Annotated in this window: 20 protein-coding genes; all 20 read right to left on the bottom strand. The window is 40.8% G+C overall.

All coding sequences use genetic code 11. The annotated features are described in order from the left end of the window. Window positions 1-12: 12 nt before the first annotated feature. The 20 genes from RBH88_RS05635 to RBH88_RS05540 all read right to left on the bottom strand — a co-directional run bounded on the left by RBH88_RS05635 (window position 13) and on the right by RBH88_RS05540 (window position 25,561). A complete protein-coding gene (locus tag RBH88_RS05635) occupies window positions 13-1,572 on the bottom strand; it encodes an acyl-CoA carboxylase subunit beta (protein WP_307879581.1) in 1,560 nt (519 codons plus the stop codon). A 23-nt stretch (window positions 1,573-1,595) separates the two neighbouring features. Continuing rightward, a complete protein-coding gene (meaB, locus tag RBH88_RS05630) occupies window positions 1,596-2,540 on the bottom strand; it encodes a methylmalonyl Co-A mutase-associated GTPase MeaB (protein ID WP_213690892.1) in 945 nt (314 codons plus the stop codon). A gap of 2 nt (window positions 2,541-2,542) precedes the next feature. Beyond that, window positions 2,543-2,962 (bottom strand): cobalamin B12-binding domain-containing protein, encoded by a 420-nt coding sequence (locus RBH88_RS05625; RefSeq protein WP_213690893.1) that lies wholly within the window; start codon window positions 2,960-2,962, stop codon window positions 2,543-2,545. A gap of 15 nt (window positions 2,963-2,977) precedes the next feature. Beyond that, window positions 2,978-4,630: a methylmalonyl-CoA mutase gene (locus RBH88_RS05620; protein WP_213690897.1), complete on the bottom strand. Its 1,653-nt coding sequence runs from the start codon at window positions 4,628-4,630 to the stop codon at window positions 2,978-2,980. Between the two features lie 93 nt (window positions 4,631-4,723). After that, the gene (locus RBH88_RS05615; protein ID WP_213690894.1) at window positions 4,724-6,541 is read right to left on the bottom strand and encodes a hypothetical protein; all 1,818 of its coding nucleotides are present in this window, start codon (window positions 6,539-6,541) and stop codon (window positions 4,724-4,726) included. A 4-nt stretch (window positions 6,542-6,545) separates the two neighbouring features. Continuing rightward, a complete protein-coding gene (locus RBH88_RS05610; RefSeq protein WP_213690895.1) occupies window positions 6,546-6,746 on the bottom strand; it encodes a flagellar biosynthesis protein FliR in 201 nt (66 codons plus the stop codon). A gap of 187 nt (window positions 6,747-6,933) precedes the next feature. Then, window positions 6,934-7,902 carry a Gfo/Idh/MocA family protein gene (locus RBH88_RS05605; RefSeq protein WP_213696140.1) on the bottom strand — a complete coding sequence of 323 codons (969 nt, stop codon included), beginning with the start codon at window positions 7,900-7,902 and terminating at the stop codon, window positions 6,934-6,936. Window positions 7,903-7,938: 36 nt separating this feature from the next. Further along, window positions 7,939-8,760 (bottom strand): polyphenol oxidase family protein, encoded by an 822-nt coding sequence (locus RBH88_RS05600; RefSeq protein WP_213696139.1) that lies wholly within the window; start codon window positions 8,758-8,760, stop codon window positions 7,939-7,941. Next, a complete protein-coding gene (locus tag RBH88_RS05595) occupies window positions 8,750-10,090 on the bottom strand; it encodes a folylpolyglutamate synthase/dihydrofolate synthase family protein (RefSeq protein WP_213691836.1) in 1,341 nt (446 codons plus the stop codon). The genes RBH88_RS05600 and RBH88_RS05595 overlap by 11 nt, the downstream gene beginning before the upstream one ends. A 2-nt stretch (window positions 10,091-10,092) precedes the next feature. Continuing rightward, window positions 10,093-12,759 (bottom strand): valine--tRNA ligase, encoded by a 2,667-nt coding sequence (locus RBH88_RS05590; RefSeq protein ID WP_213699629.1) that lies wholly within the window; start codon window positions 12,757-12,759, stop codon window positions 10,093-10,095. 49 nt (window positions 12,760-12,808) lie between these two features. Beyond that, window positions 12,809-13,402 carry a ribosome biogenesis GTP-binding protein YihA/YsxC gene (gene yihA / locus RBH88_RS05585; protein ID WP_213691834.1) on the bottom strand — a complete coding sequence of 198 codons (594 nt, stop codon included), beginning with the start codon at window positions 13,400-13,402 and terminating at the stop codon, window positions 12,809-12,811. A 2-nt stretch (window positions 13,403-13,404) separates the two neighbouring features. After that, window positions 13,405-15,744: an endopeptidase La gene (gene lon, locus RBH88_RS05580; protein WP_307880056.1), complete on the bottom strand. Its 2,340-nt coding sequence runs from the start codon at window positions 15,742-15,744 to the stop codon at window positions 13,405-13,407. Next, complete coding sequence (clpX, locus tag RBH88_RS05575; RefSeq protein ID WP_213691832.1) at window positions 15,745-17,034, bottom strand: ATP-dependent Clp protease ATP-binding subunit ClpX; 1,290 nt, start codon at window positions 17,032-17,034, stop codon at window positions 15,745-15,747. It lies immediately after the preceding gene. Window positions 17,035-17,135: 101 nt separating this feature from the next. Beyond that, window positions 17,136-17,717 (bottom strand): ATP-dependent Clp endopeptidase proteolytic subunit ClpP, encoded by a 582-nt coding sequence (gene clpP, locus RBH88_RS05570; RefSeq protein WP_213691831.1) that lies wholly within the window; start codon window positions 17,715-17,717, stop codon window positions 17,136-17,138. Between the two features lie 49 nt (window positions 17,718-17,766). Continuing rightward, the gene (gene tig, locus RBH88_RS05565; RefSeq protein ID WP_213691830.1) at window positions 17,767-19,122 is read right to left on the bottom strand and encodes a trigger factor; all 1,356 of its coding nucleotides are present in this window, start codon (window positions 19,120-19,122) and stop codon (window positions 17,767-17,769) included. Window positions 19,123-19,359: 237 nt separating this feature from the next. Continuing rightward, window positions 19,360-19,563 (bottom strand): cold-shock protein, encoded by a 204-nt coding sequence (locus RBH88_RS05560; RefSeq protein WP_323401757.1) that lies wholly within the window; start codon window positions 19,561-19,563, stop codon window positions 19,360-19,362. A gap of 105 nt (window positions 19,564-19,668) precedes the next feature. Next, window positions 19,669-21,036 (bottom strand): FAD binding domain-containing protein, encoded by a 1,368-nt coding sequence (locus RBH88_RS05555; protein WP_307880055.1) that lies wholly within the window; start codon window positions 21,034-21,036, stop codon window positions 19,669-19,671. Next, a complete protein-coding gene (locus tag RBH88_RS05550) occupies window positions 21,026-23,326 on the bottom strand; it encodes a xanthine dehydrogenase family protein molybdopterin-binding subunit (RefSeq protein WP_213701112.1) in 2,301 nt (766 codons plus the stop codon). The genes RBH88_RS05555 and RBH88_RS05550 overlap by 11 nt, the downstream gene beginning before the upstream one ends. 16 nt (window positions 23,327-23,342) lie before the next feature. Beyond that, on the bottom strand, window positions 23,343-24,251 hold the full coding sequence (locus RBH88_RS05545; protein ID WP_213690705.1) for a dihydroorotate dehydrogenase: 909 nt from the start codon (window positions 24,249-24,251) through the stop codon (window positions 23,343-23,345). Beyond that, window positions 24,239-25,561 carry an amidohydrolase family protein gene (locus RBH88_RS05540; RefSeq protein WP_307880054.1) on the bottom strand — a complete coding sequence of 441 codons (1,323 nt, stop codon included), beginning with the start codon at window positions 25,559-25,561 and terminating at the stop codon, window positions 24,239-24,241. Before RBH88_RS05540 ends, RBH88_RS05545 begins: the two co-directional genes overlap by 13 nt. Window positions 25,562-25,564: the final 3 nt, after the last annotated feature.

Raw genomic sequence — 25,564 nt, 5'->3', positions numbered from 1 at the left:
CCCTTCCTCGCACTAATGGGGCATGACGCCGTGCTTGCGTCTCGGTCGAAGTTCGCGCTTGTTCGCCGTTCCCTGTAATGCCAGGTAGATCTCGCGGCGTGTCTCTTCCGGCAATATGACCCGATCCACGTAGCCTCGCTCCGCCGCCACGTAGGGGTTGGCAAAGGCCTCTCTGTACTCCTCTATCTTCTTGTTCCGCTCCGCAACCTGGTCTTCCGCCTTTTCGATCTCTTTGCGGAACACGATGTTCGCTGCTCCTTCCGCTCCCATTACGGCAATCTCCGACTGGGGCCAGGCCAGAACCATGTCGGCTCCCAACGATTTGGAGCACATGCCGAGATAGGCACCGCCGTAGGCCTTTCGCAATACCACCGTGATCATGGGAACGGTGGCTTCGCTGTAGGCATAGAGAAGCTTCGCTCCGTGACGGATGATGCCACCCCACTCCTGCTCCGTGCCGGGAAGGTATCCTGGAACGTCTACAAAGGTGACGATGGGAATGTTGAAGGCGTCACAATGCCGAATGAAACGGCTCGCCTTGTCTGAGGCGTCTATGTCGAGGCAACCGGCCATGTTGGCCGCCTGATTGGCGATGATGCCTATCACTTCGCCACCGACGCGACCGTAGCCTGTGACCATGTTCTTGGCCCATAAAGGCTGTACTTCAAAAAAGTCTCCGTCGTCAACCACTTTCTCGATGACGTCGTGAACTCGATATCCCTTGTTCGGATTGGTGGGAACTACGTTGCGAAGTTCCGGCACAAGACGATTGGGATTGTCGTTCGTCTCTTTCCACGGGGCGTTGTCCACGTTGTTGCTGGGAAGATAGCTCAACAACTTCTTCACCTGAGAGAAGCACTCGACTTCACTCTTCGCCATGAAGTGGGCGTTGCCGCTCTTCGCGTTGTGGGTCAGCGCTCCGCCGAGAGATTCGCTGCTGACTTCCTCGCCCGTCACCGCCTTGATGACTGCCGGACCTGTTATGTGCATGATCCCCGTCTTCTCCACCATGAAAATGTAGTCTGTCAATGCTGGGCTGTAGACCGCTCCGCCTGCCGTGGGACCCATGATGATCGACAGCTGGGGAACGACGCCGCTCGCTATGGTGTTCCTGTAGAAAATCTTCCCGTAACCGTTCAGTGCGTCTACCGCTTCCTGAATCCTCGCTCCGCCGCTATCGTTGATGCCGATGACGGGCGAGCCGTTCTTCACGGCCAGATCCATAACCTTGCAGATCTTGTCTGCATGTTTCTCGCCGAGACTGCCTCCAAGGACGGTGAAGTCCTGGCTGAAGACATAGACTCGACGACCGTCAATCTCTCCATAGCCCGTCACAACGCCATCACCAGGGATGGTGTTGCTCTCAAGACCAAAACGATGGCAACGATGGGTGACCAGCTCGTCGAGTTCGATAAAGGTCCCTTCATCAAGAAGCTGCGCGATACGATCGCGCGCTGTCCCCTTCCCCTTCGATCGCTGCTTCTCTATGGCCTTCGCTCCACCGCCCTGCTGGGCCTCGGCGCGCTTGCGATCCAATTCTGCACAAAGTTCTTCGATACTCCGATTCGTCATAACTCTAGTTGCCCCCTCTCTTTCTATCCTTCATTTTTTACAACGTCGTGTAATATTGCATGTGCAACGGTATAGGGGTCTGTCTCTTTTTCAAGTATGGCTTCGATGTGTTCATTAGTCCCTTGGTTTTGCCAGGCTTTTTCAACTTTTTTAGCAATATCACGACTGAGGATTTCTCTTACTTCTTCAACCACTTTGTTTTTTTGTTTTCTTAAGCCTTGAGCACTCTCTTTAAGGAATTCGTGATGTTTTTCGATGCCTTCTACAAGTTCAGCTACCCCGTCTCCCTTTTCAGCTACGGTCATATTGATAGGTGGGTACCACGCTGTTTTACCAATAAGATCAAGCATAAGTTTGACTTCTGCCACTATCTTTTCGGCACCTGGCCGATCTGCTTTATTAACGACAAAAACATCAGCAATCTCCATAATGCCAGCTTTCATAATTTGAATATCATCACCCATGCCGGGGACAAGTACCAAACAAACAGTATCTGCCAATTTGACGATGTCTATTTCTGATTGTCCCACACCTACTGTTTCTATCAGAATAACATCTTTCCCACAGGCATCAAGAATTTTAACAGCTTCCCTTGTACTGCGGCTGACACCACCAAGAGAACCACGTGTTCCCATGCTGCGGATAAAAACATCTTTATCATTGGCATGGCGTTGCATACGAATTCGGTCTGCAAGTATGGCTCCCCCGCTAAAGGGACTTGATGGATCAACTGCAATAATTCCAACTGACTTGTCCTTTTTCCTAAATTCGGATATTAGTTTGTCAACTAAAGTGCTTTTCCCTGCACCTGGACTGCCCGTTATCCCTATGACAAGCGCCTTGCCTGTATGGGGATATAGATACTTCATAATCTCTTCGGTTTCTGGTGCTTCGTTTTCAACGAGAGAGATTATTCTGGCTAAAGCCCTGATATCACCATGTAAAGCTTTTTCTGCAAGCAAGCTCACAGCTAAACAGTCTCTTTCTGCCTTTTTTCAGCTACAGCTTTTTCAAGCCATTTAGCACACACAGAAGTTGGAGTGCCAGGTCCAAAAATTGCTCCGGCCCCCATTTCCAAAAGAGATGGGATATCACTTTCAGGTATGACGCCTCCTCCAAAAACAATAATGTCACTAGCGTTATTATCTTTTAAGAGGCTAATAATCTTTGAGAAATAGAAACTATGTGCTCCTGAGAGAATGCTAATACCTATAGCGTCAGCGTCTTCCTGGATTGCCGTATCGACAATCTGTTCAGGGGTTTGGCGGAGGCCTGTATAGATAACTTCCATGCCGGCATCACGAAGGGCTCTTGCAACTACTTTTGCGCCCCTATCATGACCATCAAGGCCTGGTTTTGCTATTACAACTCGGATTTTTTTCTCAGCCATAACTCATTCCTCCAGTTACAAAATGATATTTTCCGTATATTCTCCAAATTCTTCCCTCAGAATCCCGCAAATTTCACCCTCAGTAGCATAATTTCGAACAGCATCAATAATAAGGGGCATCATATTTTGAGATTCATCGCGTGCGGCTTTACGTATAGCTTCTAATGTGTCATGAACTTTGATATTATCGCGATTTTCTTTCATTTTCTTCAGATTTTTAATTTGGCGCTCTCCCACAGTTTCGTCGACTTTGAGAAGTTTCATATCTTTGTTGTTTTCTTCAATCTGGAACTTGTTTACACCTACGACAATAGCGTCGTTTGTTTCGATAGCTCTTTGATATGCATATGCTGCATCCTGTATATGTTTTTGCACATATCCTTTTTCTATGGCAACAAGCATTCCACCCATATCATCAATTTGATTAATATATTCTTCAGCTTTCTGTTGAATTTCATTTGTCAGACTTTCAATGACATAGCTGCCTGCAAGAGGATCAATAGTATTGGCCACGCCTGATTCATAGGCAATGATTTGCTGTGTTTTCAATGCTATGCCTACGCTCTTTTCAGAGGGCAGTGCCAATGCTTCATCCATACTATTGGTATGTAGCGACTGGGTACCACCTAATACTGCAGCAAGAGCCTGTAACGTTACTCGTACTATGTTGTTTTCGGGCTGTTGTGCTGTAAGGGTTGACCCACCTGTTTGAGTATGGAAACGAAGGGTCTGAGCTTTTTGATCAGTAACGCCAAAACGTTCTTTCATAATTTGAGCCCACATTCTCCGTGCAGCTCGGTATTTTGCCACTTCTTCGAGGAAATCATTATGAGCGTTGAAGAAGAAGGAAAGACGTTTTCCGAATACGTTAGGATCAAGTCCCTTTTTCTTTGCTGCCTCAACATAGGCAATACCGTCTGCCAACGTAAAGGCTATTTCTTGTGCTGCTGTACTACCTGCTTCTCGGATGTGATACCCGGAAATTGAAATAGTATTCCATTTAGGAACATTTTTACTGCAGAATTCGAAGATGTCCGTAATAAGACGCATGGATGGCTTAGGTGGGAATATATATGTTCCTCTAGCTATATACTCCTTCAAAATATCATTTTGAATGGTTCCAGCTAATTGGTTTGCAGGAACTCCTTGTTTTTCCCCAACGCAAATATACATAGCAAGAAGCACGCTTGCTGGAGCGTTGATTGTCATGGAAGTAGACACTTTGTCTAAAGGAATTTCATTGAATAAAACTTCCATATCGGCAAGGCTATCAATGGCCACTCCTACTTTTCCGCATTCTCCCTGAGCCATAGGATGGTCAGAATCATAGCCGATCTGTGTGGGCAAATCAAAAGCTACTGAAAGTCCTGTTGTTCCCTGTGAAAGAAGATACCGATATCTTTCATTTGATTCTTCAGCATTTCCAAAACCGGCATACTGACGCATTGTCCAAAGGCGTCCTCGGTATAACGTGGGCTGAACACCTCGTGTAAAAGGATATTCGCCAGGATAGTTGAGATCTTGTACATAGTTAAAATCTTTAAGATCAGAGGGGTCATAAACCCTCTTCAAATGTAAATTTCCACCTGTGTGGAATTCCTTTCGGCGTTCTGGCCGTTTTTCCAATACTTTTTCTACTTTTGCTTCATATTTTTTTCTTTGTTCCATTATTTCGGGGATATTTTTCTTATCATCAGTCACGATAACTCGCCTCCCATAAATAAAAATCTCTCTCCCGAAAAGCTTATTCCTTTACGGTTCTTATTTTTTATTTTGAATTAAATTTGGACAAAGCGGTAACCAATCTCGAGTTTGCAGTAAGCCGACATCCATATAAAGAGCAAGCATCGATTGATCAGGATATCCAGATATTTCCGGACTCTGTGGTAAGACTAGCGATAATTGAAGAAAATCGTTTTGAGGTTCAAAACTTTGTGCAAGTTCCAAAGAAGGCGCTACTATTCCACCTGTCAAGCTAGCGGCGCGCTCCATCCATAAAGTTGCATTTTTATCGGAGATAAAGAAAGAAAGAGTAACGCCATTATGTATGCAGAAAGATGTAAGTGTTAAAGCATCCTCTTTAGAGAGAGTAAAAGCATTCGATACTACAATATGTCGAAGGAAAGGTTTTTTATCATTCCAGATTAAATTCAATTTTTGATCGAGGTCTTGCTCCAAGGGAGCTTCAATCATTGCTATATTGTCATATTCTACAGGAAGTGGATATGAGACTACCGGTTTTAATGTCTGCTCATTCCAAATAGCAGAAGCGACAAATACATTGTTTTTTACATAACTGGTAAAGGGCGTCAAGAATGTTCCCTGTAGGGTTAACACGGTAGAGTCATCGCTTTGAAGGACATCAGGGTGCGAAACAGAGAAAAAGCCAGAAGCAGCAGAAACAAGAGGCACCGGATATGTTTCCCAATATGAATAACCGGCAACGTCAAGTATACCAATTTTATCTCTCATTCTGAATAAGGTCCATGCTCCAGGGAAAATTCCACATTCTGTTGCTTGGGAAAGGTCGAGACGATTAAAATCAATAATGTTATTGGATAATTGACCTTCATCAGATATGACAAACAGACTTCCATCAATGCCCCACTGAATATCTCGAGGCTGGCGTGATGAAAAGCAGGTATTTTCACCTGTTTCAGTATTATATATGATAATGCGCTCATTATTTCTATCTGCTATAGCTAAGAATTGTCCATAAACGTCAATGGCAACAGGCTCAAAAAGGCCCTCTAAAGAAGGTTGCCACGTCTTTCTTATTTTAAAGTCAGGATAGCTTAAAAAGATAATTTGACGGTTACTTGCATCTGTAATTGCAATTTCCCTTTCAGAAATCCAAGTAGCATCAGATATCATATGTGACAATTGATAAACTTTGTTAACTTTTATTTCATTATTGTTGCGTGTAATTTGATCAATTTCCCCCTTACGACTAAAAACTAAAAAAGAGTCAGGGGTAGCAAATAATGATGTAACGGGTTCATCCAAAGATACAGATTCTTTTGTCCCATTAGATACGTTTACTATTGATAGAGTGTTACCTATTTGATCAGTCAATAGGATAGTGTTGTTAAAAGATATTGTTTTTCCAAGACCTTTTATATTTAAAATCTCAAAGACAGGAAGATTGAAAGACTCTTTTATATTTTGAGAAGTAATAATCCACTGATTTTCTTCATGTTTCCCATTTAGGTACGTTTCGAGGTATTTTGTTTCATTCGTAATGTCTTCAACAAGCCGATGTGCAACTTGATCTTGAGGTCTTACTTCAAGATAGTAACGAAAAGAGCGTTTTGCTTCTTCGAGAAGACCCATTCGCTGAAGATTTAATCCCTTAAGGAAATAGTAATCAACCATATATGTGTTTAAATTTAAGGCTTTATCAAGGGCGATACATGACTTCCAATAGTCTGAATGCACATAGGATAGATATGCATCAAAAAAATATTTTTCCGCTTCCTGGCGTTTAGCCGTGGTAAGTGCAGAAGCTGGTAAAGATAAAAAAAAGAACGATGCAAAAAAGAGAAAAAAAAGTGTAAGATATTTTGATAGTTTGTTCATTACTCTACTTCACCCCCACGAAAGAATAGAAACCTAACATTATCGCACCTGCAAGCAGAAAACCCAAGAGCATGCGGAGATAGAAGATCCATAGTTTGCCGCCAGGAAGTTCCCCTCTTCCTATTTTGACAACGAGCCTAGCGACAAGGAGAGCCCCAATAAACATTCCAAGAGCCATAAGTGCATTTATATTTTCAGTCGGCATTAGAATCCCTCTTTAATAAAAATATTGAATAAAGATATTTTATCAAAAACAAGTAAAGTGTAACTCATATGAAACCACAAAATCGCCAATAAAATATATTGTGATAATTTTAACTATAAAATAAAAATGATAAAAATAGAAAAAAGAAAAGGCCGAAGGAAAAACCTTCGGCCCGAGGATATTTTTACTAGCCACGTATAGTCAATTCTTCTTGTTCCGTACTTTGATGAATTTGTTTGAGAACGGAGACAGCTACTTCTAAAGCTCTTTTACCGTCCATTATTCCTACCAGAGGCTGTTTCCCTTCTCTTACGCAGGTTACAAAATGTTGAAGTTCTAATTTAAGAGGCTCACTCTTAGGAAATACAGGATGCTCTATTACTTCTACGAGGTTACCGTTTTCATGTCGCACGCATCTGTTAATTGATACATCTTGAGTTTCATAGTTAATCGTTAAATATCGCTCCGGTTCCATGATTTCAAGCTGTCTAAGACGGCGTTCTGAAACTCGACTTACTAAGATATGTGCCATTGCTCCATTAGTAAAAGAAATTTGAGCTGAGGCTATATCTTCATGGTTCGTACGAATACAACGTCCTGTTGCTGAAATATTGGCAATTTCAGAATGAACCATAGACAAAATAATATCAATATCGTGAATCATTAGATCAAGTACAACGCCTACATCACTAATTCGCGAAGAAAAGGGACCTAAACGACGCGATTGGAGAAAAAGAGGTTCATGGACAATTTTAGATGTATATTGAACGGCGCTGTTAAATCTTTCTATGTGTCCAACCTGAAGAACTAAATCTCTTTTTGCTGCGACATTAAGAAGGTCTTCAGCTTCACTGACAGTAGTAGTAACTGGTTTTTCAATAAGAACATGAATACCATTTTCTAACGCTTTTTTCGCTATTTCATAATGAAGACATGTGGGTACCACTACACTTATAGCGTCTGGTCGTGCTTTTTCGATAAATTCGTCGAAATCTGAATAATATGGAACACCAAGGTTATCTCCTATAGCAACAGCTCGGGCTTCATTCTCATCAACAACTCCCACCAGTTGTGTGCCGAGAAGCTCGGTATATACTCTAGCATGGTGTTGCCCCAGATGCCCCACACCAATTACGCCTACACGTTGTAGGTCCATTTTGGGATCACTCCTCGCAACTTTTTCAGTGTTACTCTATAAGCCTTCTTTTATATTGTCACATAAAGAATGGTGAAAATGGCATGAACATTCTTTTTCTGACAACGATGCCAAGAGAAACATTCGCTCGCGCTTATCATTTTTTCGATAAGAATAACAATATTTACTGTCTCTATATGAACAGAAAGGTATCATTGTTATATTTGCTTCCAAGAGCTTCTTTTCTCTTAGCTGAGTTTCTATGGCTCCAGGCAGATCAAAATATACACGCTCATCTACCTTTTGCCAATGGTTAGATGAAATTTCTCTCTGACCTAAAGTCGTCCAATCATCATTTTGACTACGATAATAAAATTCTTTACTTATTCCAGGTCCTATCCATGCATAAACACGTTTCAAGTCAAGATCCATCTTTTGAGCAACGTAGTCTAGTCCGTTTCCTGCGATGTTTTGAACGGTTCCCTTATACCCTGAATGAAGAAGTAACACCCACGGACGAGGAAGCGGCGATGCAAGTATGACAGGTACACAATCTGCAAAACGAAGGCTTCCTTCGTAACAGGAATTTGTTAAAAACAGGCCATCGGCCGCAGGTCTATTGGGAATGCAAAAAGAGTCTTCCTCTGTGAGGATATTGATTCCGTGTACTTGTTGGGGAGCTATAAATTTTTTATCGCTATTTTCTTTTAAAAGGGAATAAACAGCTTCTCGAGAAAGCGCAGGATCTCCCATTGCTTTAGTTATGCCATTTCCCCTCATAAAAAGACGCGCAGAGAAAAATACGTTTTCTTTCGGGCATAGATATTCAAGGATATAATGTCCTTCTTTTTCTTGTAGAATAAATCCTTTAGAGCTCATTGCAAAAAGTAGCTTCCTGAAGAATAAAAGACTTTATATATCCGATAAGGTAAAGGCTGCCGCAACAAACGACGATGGAGCTATCTTGACAAGCATTATAAATGGCTTCACGTGGGTCTGAAATACCTTTAGGTGTGGAAGCCCAAGTATACTGCAATGCCTCTTTTCTTAAGAATTCTGCTTTAGCGGAACGTTCCATCTCTGGGACTTCAGTGCAGAAAAGATGAGGTTTGAGTCCACTTAATTTTTTTAAAGCGATATCATGTTCCTTGTCTTTCATAGAGGCATATACTATAGCAAGTTTTTCTTTGTCATTATTTATGCCAAGTGTCTTTAAACTTTCTACGAGTTTTGTGATTCCGTCATCATTGTGTGCTCCATCAAGTATGATTGGCGGCGTATGTTTTATAAGTTCCATTCTTCCAGGCCAACAAGTTTTAGCCAATCCCCTTCGTATGGATTGTTCCGTTATCTTATCCATCTTGTTTCTCAATATGTCCATAGATGCAAGCGCTACTGCACTATTGGCTATTTGATGAGTCCCAATTAATGGAGTATGAATGTCTGCGTAAACGTTTCCGTTGTTATGTGTCAACGTAAACGTTGCTCCTTGAAGCGATACATTTTTTGTTGAGACTGTATATGTTTCAGGAACAATTACTCCTTGAGTTTCTTTTTTTAGGCATTCAGTTTTGAAAAGACTACAGAGAGTGTGTGATCCTCCTGCAAAAAGAGCTGGAACGCCTTTACGGATAACAGCAAATTTTTCCATAGCTATAGCTTCAAGAGTATCTCCTAAATATTCCATATGATCTTTTGAGATAGGGGTTATTATTGTCAGAAGGACGTTGCCAAGGGTATTGGTTGCATCGAGTCTTCCCCCCATTCCAGCTTCTATAACGGCTATATCAACATCAAAAGATGCGATTAAAAGAAAAGCTGTTGCAGTGAAAATTTCAAAATATGTAGGAGGATCTAAAGCTAATTGGGCATTTTCTTTAACAGTGCTTATTACTTTTTGGGCAGCTTCTTCCCATTTTTCACATGAAAGTGCATGACCGTTTATAAGGAGCCGCTCCCCCATATGAACAAGATGCGGACTGGTATACATCGCTGTTCGCATACCGGATTCCCGCAAAATAGATTCTATGTATGCTGAAGTGGATCCTTTCCCATTTGTTCCTACTATATGTATAGCAGGAAAACTTTTTTCTGGGTGCCCCAAGCATTCAAACAATCTCGAAATACGCTCCAAGCCCGGGTGAATACCCGGGCTTGAAATTTGTTCCAGTTGATTTTCTATTTCAATGTAACGTGATCGTTCGTTCATTATTATGACCTTTTTAAACTCGCTATATTATCTAAAATTCTCTGATAGTGATTTTTGTTTTCTTCTAAACGAGTTCTTTCTTTTTCTACTACTTCTTCGGGAGCCTTAGATGTGAAGTTTTTATTAGCTAACTTTTTCTCCATCTTCTGCATGTCTTTTTCCAGATTTTTAAGTTCTTGCTCCAGACGTAAAATTTCAGCATCTATGTCAAGAAGGCTTCCCACTTCTAAACTAACTTCTCCAGAGCTCATAACAGATGCAAGACATCCGTGTGGTTTCTCTTCATTATCTGAAATAATGTCGACTCGTTCAACTTTGGCCAAGAGAGAGATCATATCCATATTATCTTTAACGAGAACCGTTAACGGTTCATTATTTGTTTGAAGGATAACGCGCTCTACTCTCTGCTGGGGAGCAACATGAGCTTCTGCCCTCAAGTTTCTGATAATGCGTATAACCTCTTGAAGAGTCGCCATTTCTACCAGAGAGTTATCAAATTTCATATCATCCGAAGCTTTAGGCCAATCAGAACGTTCTATAGATTCGTCGCTGAAACCAAAGGTATGCCATAGCTCTTCAGTGGCGAAGGGAATGAAGGGGTGGATGAGCTTTAATACTGTTTGGAATACATATTCAACAATGGCTTGAGTATCCCTTACTCTCGATTCTCCTTCGTCTCCCCTAAGAGCAGGTTTAGACATTTCAAGATACCAGTCACAAAGGTCTCCCCAAATGAAATCGTACATCATTCTCGCTGCTTCTCCGACGAAATACCCGTCAAGAAGCTTACTGATTTCTTCGATGACGTTTTGTGTCCGTGTTAGAATCCACTGATCATGAAGTCTCATGTTTTCTTTCTTTGGAAGCGGCTTAACTGCACAATCATCTTCGAGATTCATGAGAGCAAAGCGGCTCGCATTCCAAAGTTTATTCATGAAGAGACGATATGTTTCGATTTTGTTTGTGCTTAATAGTATATCGCGTCCCTGTACAGTCAGTGCTGCGAGGGTGAGACGGAGGGCATCTGCTCCATATTTGTCGATCATGGTAAGAGGATCAATAACATTGCCCTTAGATTTGCTCATTTTATGACCGTCTTCATCTCTTATAAGAGCATGAATATATACTTCCTTGAAAGGCTCCTTTTCTTGGAATTCAAGGCCCATCATAATCATTCTTGCAACCCAGAAGAAAATAATATCGAATGCAGTTACGAGCAGAGATGTAGGATAGAAATATTTAAGTTCTTCAGTGTTGTCAGGCCATCCTAGTGTTGAGAAAGGCCATAAAGCACTACTGAACCAAGTATCAAGAACATCCTCATCCTGATGGATATGAGAACTTCCACATTTTTCGCAAACTGAAGGATCTTCCTCAGCCACTGTAATATGTCCGCAATCATCGCAAGTCCATGCGGGAATACGATGTCCCCACCACAACTGCCTTGAAATACACCAATCACGGATATTTTCCATCCACTGGTAATAAATCTTTTGCCATTGCTCGGGAATCCATTTTATGTCTCCATTTTCTACAGCTTTTATTCCTGCATCGGCTAAAGGTTTTGCTTTAACGAACCATTGCTCTGAAAGGTATGGTTCTACCACTGTATGGCAGCGATAGCAGTGACCTACAGAATGATCCATTTCCTCAATTTTCTCTATAAATCCTTGCGATTTAAGGTCTTCTACAACACGTTCTCTAGCTTCCAGTACTGAAAGCCCCTTATAGGAAGGTGCATTTTCATTCATAAAACCATCAGCATCGATTACCTGAATCTGCTCAAGATTATGGCGTTGTCCAACAAGGAAGTCGTTAGGATCGTGGGCAGGAGTAATCTTTACGCATCCTGTTCCAAATTCTGGATCAACCATAATATCTTCAATAATAGGTATTTCTCGATCTGTAAGAGGAACACGGACTTTTTTGCCAATAAGATGACTATATTTTTCTGCTCTTGGATGGACAGCTATTGCTACATCTCCCAGTATGGTTTCTGGGCGTGTTGTAGCTACAATAAGAGCGCCTTCTCCCTCAACAAAGGGATATTTTACATAGTAAAAATGTCCTTTAACATCTTCGTGTTCCACTTCGATATCAGAAAGAGCGGTGTGACAGCGAGGGCACCAGTTAATAATATAACGACCCTTATATATAAGACCTTTTTTGTAAAGACGAACGAAAACAGTGCGAACAGCACGAGAGAGACCTTCATCAAGGGTAAATCTTTCTCTGTCCCAATCGCAAGAGTTCCCAAGCTTTTTCATTTGTTCAAGGATCCTATTGCCGTACTCCTCTTTCCATTCCCAAACTTTATTTACAAATTCTTCACGGCCGAGATCGTGTCTTGATATGCCATCTTTGGCAAGATTTCGTTCTACCACATTCTGAGTGGCGATTCCAGCATGGTCTGTTCCAGGCAGCCATAAAACGTTATAACCATTCATTCTTTTATATCGACAAACAATGTCTTGGAATGTGTTGTTGAAAGCATGTCCCATGTGAAGAGAGCCAGTAACATTAGGAGGAGGTATAACAATTGAAAAAGCCTCTTTAGATGGATCTACTTCAGCATGAAAAAGTCCCGTTTTTAGCCACCATGAATACCATTTATCCTCAATGGGCGTTGGATCGTAATTTTTTGCAATTTCTTTTGTACGAGTTGCCATTGAAAGTCCCCCTCCGTTAGATCTTTTACGTACTCGGAATTTAAAGTATTTACTCTCTATTGAGATAATTTGTCAAGAACTGTCGCAATTCTATTATTCCTGACTTAGATTGAGCTGAAACAATAAAAGGAACTTCAATAGATTTAAGCCCCTGCCTAATATAAGTATGCAACAGGCCTGTATGACGCCCCTTCGATATTTTATCTGCTTTCGTGAAAACAACGAGCACTGGGACTTCTGTTTGAGAAACCCAATCTTGCAGTTCTCTGTCTTTTTTTAGCAAACCGTGGCGAAAATCTACAAGATGAACAAGTAAACGTAGACTAGCTCTTTGCGTTATATATTGTCCAATAAGCGCTGCCCATTGTTCCTTTTCTTTATAACCCCTAGCAGCATAACCATAACCAGGTAAATCTACAAGAAAAAATTCTTTATCAGCCTTGATTTTATAAAAATTAACACTTCGAGTTTTTCCTGGAGTCCCTCCGACATGTGCGAGTTTACGCTCCATAAGGACATTAAGCAACATCGATTTCCCTACATTAGATCGTCCCGCAAAAGCTATTTCGGGGAGGCTTTCTGGCGGAAATTGTTTTTGATTAAAGGCTGTAGTTGACAACTCTGCTTTCCATCTTATGTTCATTCTTATCTCCGTTCTAAAGCAATGTCGAACACATCAGAAGCACAGTCAGCAAAATGGAATGTCAGATCTTGAGTTACCCACTGCTCCATTTCTTCTATATCGATTTTATTTGCACTTGGCAGTATGATCTGAAAAACTTTTTGTCGTTTTGCCGCCAGTATCTTTTCTCGTATTCCTCCAACTGGAAGAACCTTCCCTTGTAGGGATATTTCACCTGTCATAGCAACACCTGGAAGAATCTTTCTTCCACTTAAAACAGAAAGCATGGCTACAGCCATTGTGACTCCAGCTGATGGGCCATCTTTTGGAATCGCTCCTTCTGGAACATGAATGTGGATATCGATATTTTTCCAGTTGATGTGATCTATTCCCAAAGAAGTACTATGCGCCCTTAAAAAACCTAAAGCGGTTTGAGCGGATTCCTGCATAATGTTCCCTAAATTGCCAGTAAGGATGATGTCTCCCTTTCCTCTCATGCTTACCGTTTCGATTACTAGAACATCACCACCACTTTCAGTCCAGGCGAGTCCAACAACTGTACCTATCTGTTTTTCCTTTGGAACATGCACGTCATAAAGCCGCGGTGCTCCCAAATAGTCTTTTAGATCGTTAACGCCAATTTTTATCTTTTCTTGGAAATTATCTTTTCCCTCTTCAATAATATGGAGGGTTGTTTTTCTGCACAATGTTGCCAAATTTCTTTGCAGGCCCCTAACCCCAGCTTCCCGAGTATAGTCTCGAACTGTTTTCTCGATGGCTTTAGGTGTTATTTGAATCATATCTTCTGTTAAGCCATGCTCAGAGAATAAACGAGGCAATAAATGTTTTTTTGCTATATGTACTTTTTCTTCTGCAACATATCCAGGAAGTCTAATAACTTCCATTCTATCTAACAACGGGGCAGGGATAGTATGGATAACGTTAGCAGTTGTAATAAAGATGACATTACTCAAATCAAAAGCTGCCTCTAAATAGTGGTCTGTAAATTCACTATTTTGTGCAGGGTCTAGCACCTCTAACAATGCTGATGCCGGGTCGCCTCGAAAATCCTGACCGAGTTTATCAATTTCATCCATGAGCATAACAGGATTTTTCGTGCCTGCCTGTTTTATCTTTTGGATAATTCTTCCCGGCCTGGCTCCAACATAAGTTCTTCTGTGTCCACGAATTTCAGCTTCGTCTCGCATTCCACCAAGAGAGAAGTTGACAAAACGGCGGCCAAGAGCTCGTGCTATTGATTTTGCCAAAGAAGTTTTACCCACTCCAGGGGGGCCAACAAAACAAAGAACCTGTCCTTTTGCATCTTTTCCTGCCATTTGACGGACAGCTAGAAATTCAAGTATACGTTCTTTAACTTTAACAAGACCATAGTGATCTTCGTCAAGTATCTTCTTTGCTTTGGATATATCCAGGTTCTCTTCTGTTACTGTATTCCATGGCAAAGCAAGAAGCCAGTCAATGTATGTTCTTGAAACACTGGCTTCCGATGAAATTGGCGGCATCTTAGAAAGTCTGTCGACCTCTCGCTTTGCTTTTTCCCGAACTTCTTTAGGCATATCTGAAGCGTCTATTTTTTTTAGTAAGTTTTCAGTTTCAGAAGAGAAGTCTTCTTCACCAAGTTCTGTTTGGATAATCTTTAATTGCTCTCGAAGATAATATTCGCGATGCCCCTTCTCCATTTTTTGGCGAACTTGTTCCTGTATCGATTGCTCTAGCTGAAGAAGCTCAATCTCTTCCATTAAGGTCTTTATAAGTACCTTCATATATTTTTCAGGATTGGTAATGCCAAGCAAATCCTGCTTTTTCTCGGTTTGAATTCGAAGGTGCGATGCTACTATATCTGCTACTTCACAAGGGTGTTCTATATTTGAAATAGAAACAATTATTTCCTTAGGGATCTTCGTATGAAGAGAAACATATTTTTCAAAAAGTTCAAGAACACTTCTCTTCAGGGCTTCCATATTTTCTGGAAGAGCTGAATCCCATGATAGTGTCGAAACGAGTCCTTCGAAAGTTTCTTTTTCTTCTAAACTCTCGTTGAAAAAACCACGTTGCTTTCCCTCTACAAGAATCTTCACAGTTCCATCAGGTATGCGTATCATCTGAAGGATATAACAAATTGTTCCCACTGAGTAAAGATCCTCAAATTTGGGGTTTTCTGTCAAATGATCTTTTTGAGTAACAACGAATATAGGTTTTTCTTCAAGACTTGCCTTTTCAACAGTTTTCAAAGATCGTGGCCTTCCAATATAGAGGGGAACAATCACCCCAGGAAAGAGGACCAGATCTCGAACAGGAAGTATATAGCTATGTTCTGCGTTCGTTGGTTCCTTCGTCGTCACTTAGGCGACCTCCTCTTGCCCTTTTATTTTGATAATGGGAGAGGCTCCCTTCTCTACTACGTCTTTAGTTATAATAATTTTCTCAACTTCTTCCGATCGAGAGGGAATTTCATACATCAGATCAAGCATAAGGTATTCCATTATGGAACGTAAACCTCGTGCTCCAGTGTTCTTCTTACGAGCTTGACCTGCTATGGCACGAATGGCGTCTTGTTCAAAAAGAAGCTTAACGCCTTCTATCTCGAACGTTTTTTGATATTGCCGAATGAGAGCATTTTTAGGTTCAACAAGGATACGAGCCAATGCGTCTTCATCAAGTTCCTCTAAAGGAACAACAATAGGAAGACGGCCAATAAGTTCTGGGATAAAGCCAAAAGACATAAGATCTTCGGGCTGTACTTGGCGCATGAGTTCGTATTTGCGTCGATCTTTGACGCTTAGGACTTCTCCACCAAAACCTATCTTCTTTTTATTGACGCGCTGTCCTATAATTTCTTCTATGCCATCAAATGCTCCGCCACAAATAAAGAGAATATTTGTCGTGTCGATTTGTATAAAGTCCTGATAGGGATGTTTACGCCCACCCTTAGGTGGAACGTTTGAAAGAGTTCCTTCAAGAATTTTTAAAAGAGCCTGCTGAACACCTTCACCAGAGACGTCGCGTGTTATCGATGCAGATTCAGACTTGCGCGTTATCTTATCAAGCTCGTCTATATAGATAATGCCTCGTTCAGCAGCCTGAACGTCATAATCCGCAGCTTGAAGTAACCGCACAAGAATATTTTCGACGTCCTCTCCAACATAGCCTGCTTCGGTCAATGTTGTTGCATCAGCCATGGCAAAAGGCACATTAAGCTTTCTGGCAAGACTTTGCGCTAAAAGTGTTTTACCCGAGCCTGTAGGTCCGATGAGCAAAACATTACTTTTTTGCAGCTCTATGTCGCTATCCTCTTCTTGACGTGCACTGATACGTTTGTAGTGATTGTATACGGCTACAGAGAGCGTTTTCTTGGCATCATCTTGTCCGATAACATATTGATCAAGAAATGTTTTAACTTCAGCCGGTTTAGGTGTATCTTTTAATGAAAGAGTAAAAGACTTATTCTCTTTAACGAGTTCATCACTGACTTCTTCGTTAAGAATAAGATTGCATAAATGTACGCATTCGTCACATATATAGACACCTGGGCCAGCTATAAGTTTTCGAACTTCATCTTGCCCTTTGCCACAAAAGGAACAACGTAAATTCCCTTTGTTTTCTCCTTTTTCTTTGTCGTCGTATGTAAACATACACAGACCTCCTTATAACTGGGGGTATGAAACAGAAAGAAGGGAGCACCAACGCAAGGGCTCCCTTAGCAAAATTTTTAGGCCAACAGTTCTGGGAAATTCTAGGCTCTAGATTGAATAACCTTGTCAATTACATTATAAGCAAGAGCTTCTTCCGCTGACATAAAAAAGTCTCTGTCTGTATCAGCCTTTATTTTTTTCCGTGTCTGCCCCGTGTGCTTGACAAGTATATCATTGATTTTTTCACGTATCTTTAGAATTTCTTTTGTGTGAATTTCAATGTCTGTAGCTTGCCCTTGCGTCCCACCAAGAGGTTGATGAAGCATGACTCTTGCGTTGGGTAATGCTATACGTTTTCCTGCATTTCCTCCCGCAAGAAGCACGGCAGCCATACTAGCGGCTTGTCCTATACATATGGTGGAAACAGGGCACTTTATGTATTGCATCGTATCATATATAGCGAGACCGCTAGAGACGACTCCCCCCGGGCTGTTTATATAAAGATGTATATCTTTGTCAGGATCTTCACTTTCAAGAAAAAGTAACTGTGCGACCACAGTATTAGCTACTGTATCGTCAATTTCTGTTCCTAGAAAGACAATTCTATCTTTGAGAAGACGACTATAAATGTCATATGCTCGTTCTCCTCTGCCAGTTTGTTCTATAACCATTGGCACTAACATAATTCTTCACCACCTGTCTTCGCTAATGCCTTAAGAAAGAATAATGTGTTTACTCTGCTTTTTCTTCTTCAGCTTTAGCCGGTGTTAATTTATCTACTTCATTAATTTTTATTTTTTCGAGCAAGGCCTTTGTTGTCTTTTTGTAGCGGATTCTATTGCCCATCTCCATAACTCTATTCTGATCTTTAAAGATAGCCTTTAAAATATTATCAGAGCTTACGTTGTATGCTGTTGCAAGAGGTGCTACTTCAGACTCGAAGTCGGCTTTTTCAATAGAAACTTCGAAGTCTTCTGATAACGCATCAAGCACAAGATACTGTCGAACTGTTTTTTCAGCTTGTTCTTTTACTCTATTATCATACTCTTCCTGAGTCATTCCTGATTCAGCTAAAACATCATCCATGTTTTTCTGGAATCTTTTTTGAGCATTTTCTGCGTCTTCTTTCTGTATGTGCTCAATTTGCCGTTTGACCAATGTTTCAGGGAGTTCTACTGTGGCAAGCTCAGCTACTTTAACAACAGCGGCACTCTCTGCCATAGAGTCGCTTTCTTGTGTCATACGATCAATTAAACGGTTCTTAACTTCTTCACGGAAGTCTGCCTCGTTATCAACGGCTTTCCCGAGCATCTTCTCAAAGAAAGCAGCATCAAGTTCAGGATACTTCTTGACTTTAACCTGTTTGACAGTCATATCATACCGAACCTGTTTCCCTGCAACTTCGGGATCAGAATAATCTTTCTCAACATTAACAGTAGCAGAGACGCTGTCACCACTTACATGACCTTTCAATGCTTCTTTTACCTCTGCTCTTAATTCCTGGAGACCAAGGTCTACGTCTGCAGTGGCAGGGTCGTGAGATTTAAGGACAGAGCCATCTTCGTCAAGAACACTTGTTACATATTCGACTTCGACAACATCCTCATCCTCAGAGGCTCTATCAACATTTTCTAGCTCAGCATTCTGTTTTTGCATATTTTTAATGGCTTCATCAACCATTTCGTCTGTAACATTAACTTTCAATTTTTCTATCTCTATTGTTTCTAAATCAGGCAATTCTACTTCAGGTGTAACCTCAAATATCAAAGTGACTAAAACGTCGCTTCCTTCTTCCATTTTGTCAACTTTTAACTCTGGCTGGTCAATAAGATCTAATTCGTAATCTTGTACAATTTGATCTATTGCTGCAGGCATATATGATTCAAGAGCTTCAAAAAGAAGTCCCTCTTTACCAAGTCTCATCTCCAAGATTTTGCGAGGAACTCTCCCTTTTCTGAAGCCGGGAATATTTGCTTTTTGTGATAAATTCCTTACAGCCTTATTAACTTCCTTTTGAAACTCATCGGCTTCTATTTCTACCTTTATAGTTACAAAATTCTTTTCTTGAGATACAAGCTCGGATCTCATACTTAGCAACCCCTTTCAACTGGCGGACAACATTCCGTAGTATAACATATCAATATATGCAAATACATAAGGGCAGACCTCTCTTTATTTTTAGGTCTGCCTTCTTAAACCGCTAAGCATTGTACATGCTTTTTTTATAAATTGTAAAGGTAGAAGAAAAATATAATTTATAAATAAAATAAAAAGGCAGCACATTTTGTGCTGCCTTTATTCGCTTCAGAATTGTGAAGACAAAAACTAAAGCTTTACAACGTTAGCGGCCTGTTCCCCTTTAGGTCCTTCTACAATATCAAAAGAAACTTTCTGGCCTTCGTCGAGGGTTTTAAAACCATCGCTCTGAATAGCGCTGAAATGAACAAAAATGTCTTTGCCTTCGTCAGTTGTGATGAAGCCATAACCTTTTGACGCATTAAACCATTTGACTGTTCCCTGAGTTGTCAAAATACTGCCTCCTAGAATCTTTTGCATGTATTACTGATGGCGCCTATCAGCAAAACAACAATAAAGTATTTACAAATTGCTGTCAAGTAGCGATCGATACAGTTTTCACGTGACATTAACATTTTTTAAAAAACGTTCTATAAGGCGACGTGTAACCTCTTTTCTGAATGCAGGGGATTTCCTCGGATGTAGATTCTTTACCGCTTCATCTGCTGCTTTTTTTATGTATTCTTCAGAAAGGGGGTATCCTAACAGGGACTTTTCTACGTTATACAATCGTTCTGGGAACGCAGACATACTTCCAGCAGCAAATCTGATTTTCGTAATTTTGTGATTTTCATATGATAGATAACAACCTAAAGATATTCGGGAAAGAGTAAGCATAGCTCTTGAACCTCTTTTATAAAATTTCTGTATGGCATGTGGATCTGGAAGAGGCACTTTTATTGTTGTAAGAAGTTCATTACTTTGGCGAAGGGTTTTTCTATAACCGGTAAAAAACTTTTCGAGAGAAATAACTCTACTTCCCTTATGACTTCTTAATACAAGCTCTGCTCCTAATGCCAGTAGAATAACAGGCAAATCTGCTGCTCCCGAAGCTGTAATAATATTTCCCCCTATTGTGGCTCTGTTTTGAATAGCTACTGCTCCACATTGAGAAGCAGCATAACTAAGGGATGGTAAGTATCTTAAGATTAAGGGATGATACATAAGTTGTGTGTTCGTACACGTAGCACCTATGGATAAGCTCTTTTCGTCCTCGCTAAGGAGGATAGAACGTAGCTCTTGAATTGAATAGATATCTAAGATCTTTCGGGGGTGCGTTTTTTTATTTTTCATATCAGGGGCAATATCTGTCATTCCTGCCAATATTGTTATATCTTCATGCTGTGTAAGAAAATGAAGTGTGTCTTCAATATGTTGAGGAATAAAAACCCACTCTTTTTCCCTCTCCGATAAAGATGGTAAGAGAAAGTTATCATAGGTGATCTCTTCCTTTATAGATTCGCCGTAGTATTGTGCGGAGGCTCTCTCCACTGCTCTGAAGATAGCTTCATATCCAGTGCAACGACATAAGTTGCCTGCGAGTGCTTCTTTTATTTTCTCCCTATTGGGATGGTGATTTTTTATAAGCAAAGCTCGAGCAGCTAAGATCATACCAGGTGTGCAAAATCCACATTGAACTCCATTTTTGTCAATAAAAGCTTGTTGAAGAATATCCGGTTCACCATGTTGATCATCTAATCCTTCTATTGTCGTGAAGTGGTGCCCATGGGCTTGTATCGCCGGCAGCATGCATGAGTTTATGAGTTCTCCATCCATGAGCACTGCACAAGCCCCACACTCGCCTTCTCCACATCCTTCTTTTGTCCCAGTGAGTTTTAAATCCTCTCGTATAATATCGAGTAGCCTTTTTAAAGGGTGGACATTTAATATATACTTTTTATGATTAACGATAATATCAATAATCATTCTTCTCCACGCCTTTCTGAATAAGGTTGTTCTCAAGTTCAAAAAGCATTTCACCGGTTATTGGTATTTGTGAGGTAAAAAGAGAAGTTGCATTCCATACTGCAGAAGCAAGTGCAGGAGCACCTCCATCCATAGGCAATTCTCCAAGGCCTTTAGCTCCATAGGGCCCCGTAGGACTCTCAACTTCAGCAATGTGTGTATTAAATGCAGGTGTATCCATAGAAGTAGGGATAAGATACGCGTTAAGATGTCCTGAAACATATCGGCCATCTTCAATTTGTAAATTTTCGAGGTAACTATAACCGAGAGCTTGCAGCGCTCCTCCCTCTATTTGTCCGCGAGCTAAGACAGGATGAATAGCTTTACCAACTTCTGCTACTACTGTGCAGAGTGTCGGCTGTATTTCGTATGTGTCCATATTAACGTTAGTTTCTACTACATAAGCGATCCACGAATAATCTTTATACGCGGCTCCTCTATATGTTTCTTCATCCCATAAGAGATTAGGTGGAGGTGTATATTCTCCTTGGATTTCTAACTTCCCATGTTCTTGAACGTATCGATGTGCTATTTCGTCAAAATAAAATTTATGATTATCAGGAAGAGAAAAAACTCCATTGTTGTAATGAATTGAAGAGGTGGAAGTGTTGTGCCACAGAGCAAGATATTCTTCCAGCTTCCTGAGTAGCATTTGGCATGTTTTTTTTACTACACTCCCTACAAACATGGTTGTACGAGAAGCAACAGTTGGTCCGCTATCAGGGGTGTATGCCGTATTCGGTTGGTGATGAATTACCTTTTCGAAAGGTAATTCCAACGTTTCTGCAGCAATCATGGGCAAAACCGTTGCTGCTCCTTGCCCCATCTCTACGCTACTGACGTATATTCCAATTTTTTCATTTGGTTCATAAGAAATTTTGACTTTTCCCGCAATTTTTTCTTCTCCAGATCCAGTAAAACCTCCGCCATGAAATGCAAGAGCTACGCCAATACCCTTTTTAATACCGTTATCATTTATTTTATTGTAATAGGCGTATTCTTTTTCTTTCTTGAAGAAATGAGATTGTTTTAGCGCCTCTTCTAAAACGAGGGATGCATGAATAGAGTCCACTTTTTGGCCGAAAGGGAAAGTATCTCCATCTTTCATGATATTTTTTCTCCGAATTTCTACGGGAGATAATTGAAGTGTCTTTGCTATACGATCCATGTGACGCTCAATGGCAAAAGCACTTTGAGGAACGCCAAATCCTCTAAATGCTCCGTTAGGAGGAGTATTTGTTGCAACTACTCGACCCTCCAATGCAAAATTATCCATTCTGTATGGCCCCATAGCATGCAGTATAGAACGTTGCAAAACAACGATGCTCAGAGTGGTAAAAGCTCCTCCATCAAGTGAGAGATCTACTTCGGAAGCTACTATGGTTCCGTCTTTTTTGACCCCTGTCCTATGATAGATCAATGACGGATGACGTTTTGTTGTTCCTAAAATATCTTCCTCTCTATCGTAGATTATCTTGATTGGTCGTTGAGCTTTTAATGCAAGAAGAGAGGCGTGAAGAGCAAGCACTGAAGGGTAGTCCTCTTTTCCTCCAAAAGCGCCTCCTGTAACAGCTTGTTTTACAATGACTTTTTCATGAGTAAGATTGAGCCCCTTGCATAAAGCATTATGAACATAATAAGGGCATTGAAGAGAACCAATGACTTCCACGCAGTTTTCACCACATGGGCGTGCGATCATTCCCTGAGGTTCTAGATAGACGTGTTCCTGGTATCCAGTTCTGTAACAGCCTTCCACTATAAAGTCAGCCTTTTCAAATCCTTTTTTCGTATCGCCTGTTTGAATGCGATATTTTTCAATAATGTTTGTGTCACCATGAATGATCGTGTCTTTTTGTAGAGCTTCTTCAATTGTAAGGACCGGATGAAGAGGCGTAATATCTACGACTACTGAGGTAAGCGCTTGTTGTAGAATGTTATTATCTGGAGCGGCAATGAGAAGTATAGGTTGCTTCCAGTAAGAAATTTCTTTTTCCGCAAGAATAGGAAAATCATTTCTAACCATAGCAACAAAATTCGGCCCTGGAAGGTCTGTTGCTTGAACAACAACTACTTGTGTCCAATCAAAAGAAGAACTGAATGTTATCTTATTAATAACTCCTCGAACTTCTGAAGAGCGGAGGGTTCCCCCAACCCACATTCCAGGGATAGATATGTCATTGACATAAAGAGCTTTCCCAGTAACTTTATCGACTCCATCTTTTCTGGAGAATGTTTTCCCAACGATGGTCATTAATTAAGGCACCTCCTTAATGGCGAAGGTGTTTTACTGCGTCGATATATTTATTTTGTACATCATCTATAGATGAATAGCCATGTTTCTCAAGCCACTCTTCAATTTCTTGAGAGACTGTCCCATATATTGCTGAACCTTTTTTGAGAGCACCACTACAAATTTGCACAAGAGAGGCTCCTGCCATGAAAAACTTAATGGCATCTTCGCCCTTTTCTATTCCGCCGACGCCTATAACAGGTTTGGGTTGACTTATTGATGTTTCATAGACAATACGTAGAGCTATTGGAAGAATTGGAGGGCCTGACATCCATCCTTGTCCAAAAGTTGAACCTAATAAAGGTGACGGTTTTTCAACATCAAAATCTAAAACAGGCCCCAGAGAGTTAATAGCTACGAAGCCATCAACAAATGGAGATGCGGCTTTTGCAAGATTTTGAACGTCAAGGATGTTTGGAGAAATTTTCATCCAGATGGGAACAGATACAACATCTCTCAAACTTTTTGCTACATCTATAAGTGGGCTGATTTCATGTCCCACATAATGCGTTGAGAATTCAATAATGTCAGGATGTACATCACGTTCTAAAAGTTTTCCGAGAAACGTCACTTCTTGAGGTTTGTAACCTATTGAAACAATAAGGGGTAACCCTTTTTCTTTTATAGCATTAAAAATCGGCAACGAATCTTCAACGGGTTTTTCAGACCATGTTTCGCAGTTAATTAAACTTCCAAGAGGTCCCTTTCGTATTGTTGGCCTGGGGTCTTGAGCTGGAGAGACAGAAATGGTTTTGGTAACAATGCCTCCTGCTCCTCCTGAAATAGCTGCTAGTACATGATCTTTTGTGGCTACGTTAGGTCCGGCAGCAGTAAGAACTGGGCTTTTAAAGGTTACTCCGCATATGGTTCTTGCTAATCCGACCATGGAAATCCCTCCTTTTTCCCCGAGGAAAAACGTTTGTGTAGCTTACCTGCAACTCTTCGTATATCGTGAAAGACTGCTTCTTCATGCAGGGAAACAAATGAGCCATTTTGCCATATAATTTTCCCATTGCACATTGTAAGAAAAGCATTGCCTTGCCGTGCCCCAAAAATCAAATGTCCCATAATATTTGATTCATGAATTGGGGTGACTGGTTTATAGTCTAGAACTGTAATATCAGCAGGTTCACCAAATGCGAATATTCCCTGAAACCCCCACGTATTTCTTCTTATGAGTCGGGGCCATCCCCAAAATGTTCGTTCAAGACGTTCAAATGGTTCAGGAAACTCTTTTGAAGTAATGGCATAATTTCTTAGAGAGGCAATAATGTCGGAAGACATGCCATCAGTTCCTATGACGAATTTAGTAATTCTTTGACGATCCATTTGCCCAACCCTGTTATTAGCGTTTGATTCGGGATTTGTTACAACCCATGGAGATTTATTTGAAAGAATCTTGTAGTCTTCTTCAGATAAATGAATACAGTGAATAAGAAAGGAGTCTTTATTTAATAGGCCAAAGGAATCAAGACGATGAACGGGTCCCTTATATCCTAATTTCTGGCAATAGATAAGATCATCTTCTCCTTCTCCACAATGAATATGTATGGGAAGATTTTTAGGTTTTAGCTCTCGTATTTTATAAAGTGTCTTTTCTGAAAGTGTAAAATTAGCATGGAGGCCTAGCATTCCGTGAATGAAGGCATCTCGTTGGTGTTCTTGCCAGAACCTGATATTTTCTTCAATTTGCTCATTGACCTTTTCTTCTCCTGCTCGATCAGAAACTTCAAAACATAGAACGCCGCGAATTCCAACTTCTTTGAATGCATGAGCTATAAGTTCAAGGCTGCCTTTATCAGAACCCAGTGAGGCATGGTGATCAAATATAGATGTAACGCCACATTGTACGGAACGTATAATGCCATATAGGGCTGAAAAATATATTGCTTCCTCGTCGAGCAGAAAGTCAAGAGGCCACCATAAATTTTTTAAAATATCAGAGAACGATATTGTTTCTCCACGAGGTGTAAGCCCTGTTGCTAATGATGAATAAAGATGATGATGAAAGTTTGTCAGTCCAGGTATTATTAAGCGCCCTTCCACATCAACCACAGGAGTATCAGGCCACTTGCGACGCAAGGTCTCGCAGGAGCCTACTTCCATAATTTTCCTGTCTTCTATAAGAATTGCACCACACGGATAAAAAATATCGCCATCGGTTAAAGGGCCGTTCGCTATAATTTGTTTTGTCACGAT

It is taken from the genome of Aminobacterium sp. MB27-C1, from assembly GCF_030908405.1.
Taxonomy (GTDB): Bacteria; Synergistota; Synergistia; order Synergistales; family Aminobacteriaceae; genus Aminobacterium.
This window is presented reverse-complemented; position numbering and strand designations above follow the sequence as displayed.

What these genes read in the sequence shown, in the direction of transcription:
- RBH88_RS05635 (WP_307879581.1), bottom strand. Translation starts at nt 1,572, where the DNA reads ATGACGAATCGGAGTATCGAAGAACTTTGTGCAGAATTGGATCGCAAG.
- RBH88_RS05625 (WP_213690893.1), bottom strand. Translation starts at nt 2,962, where the DNA reads ATGGCTGAGAAAAAAATCCGAGTTGTAATAGCAAAACCAGGCCTTGAT.
- RBH88_RS05620 (WP_213690897.1), bottom strand. Translation starts at nt 4,630, where the DNA reads ATGGAACAAAGAAAAAAATATGAAGCAAAAGTAGAAAAAGTATTGGAA.
- RBH88_RS05615 (WP_213690894.1), bottom strand. Translation starts at nt 6,541, where the DNA reads ATGAACAAACTATCAAAATATCTTACACTTTTTTTTCTCTTTTTTGCA.
- RBH88_RS05610 (WP_213690895.1), bottom strand. Translation starts at nt 6,746, where the DNA reads ATGCCGACTGAAAATATAAATGCACTTATGGCTCTTGGAATGTTTATT.
- RBH88_RS05605 (WP_213696140.1), bottom strand. Translation starts at nt 7,902, where the DNA reads ATGGACCTACAACGTGTAGGCGTAATTGGTGTGGGGCATCTGGGGCAA.
- RBH88_RS05600 (WP_213696139.1), bottom strand. Translation starts at nt 8,760, where the DNA reads ATGAGCTCTAAAGGATTTATTCTACAAGAAAAAGAAGGACATTATATC.
- RBH88_RS05595 (WP_213691836.1), bottom strand. Translation starts at nt 10,090, where the DNA reads ATGAACGAACGATCACGTTACATTGAAATAGAAAATCAACTGGAACAA.
- RBH88_RS05590 (WP_213699629.1), bottom strand. Translation starts at nt 12,759, where the DNA reads ATGGCAACTCGTACAAAAGAAATTGCAAAAAATTACGATCCAACGCCC.
- yihA (WP_213691834.1), bottom strand. Translation starts at nt 13,402, where the DNA reads ATGAACATAAGATGGAAAGCAGAGTTGTCAACTACAGCCTTTAATCAA.
- clpX (WP_213691832.1), bottom strand. Translation starts at nt 17,034, where the DNA reads ATGTTTACATACGACGACAAAGAAAAAGGAGAAAACAAAGGGAATTTA.
- clpP (WP_213691831.1), bottom strand. Translation starts at nt 17,717, where the DNA reads ATGTTAGTGCCAATGGTTATAGAACAAACTGGCAGAGGAGAACGAGCA.
- tig (WP_213691830.1), bottom strand. Translation starts at nt 19,122, where the DNA reads ATGAGATCCGAGCTTGTATCTCAAGAAAAGAATTTTGTAACTATAAAG.
- RBH88_RS05555 (WP_307880055.1), bottom strand. Translation starts at nt 21,036, where the DNA reads ATGATTATTGATATTATCGTTAATCATAAAAAGTATATATTAAATGTC.
- RBH88_RS05550 (WP_213701112.1), bottom strand. Translation starts at nt 23,326, where the DNA reads ATGACCATCGTTGGGAAAACATTCTCCAGAAAAGATGGAGTCGATAAA.
- RBH88_RS05545 (WP_213690705.1), bottom strand. Translation starts at nt 24,251, where the DNA reads ATGGTCGGATTAGCAAGAACCATATGCGGAGTAACCTTTAAAAGCCCA.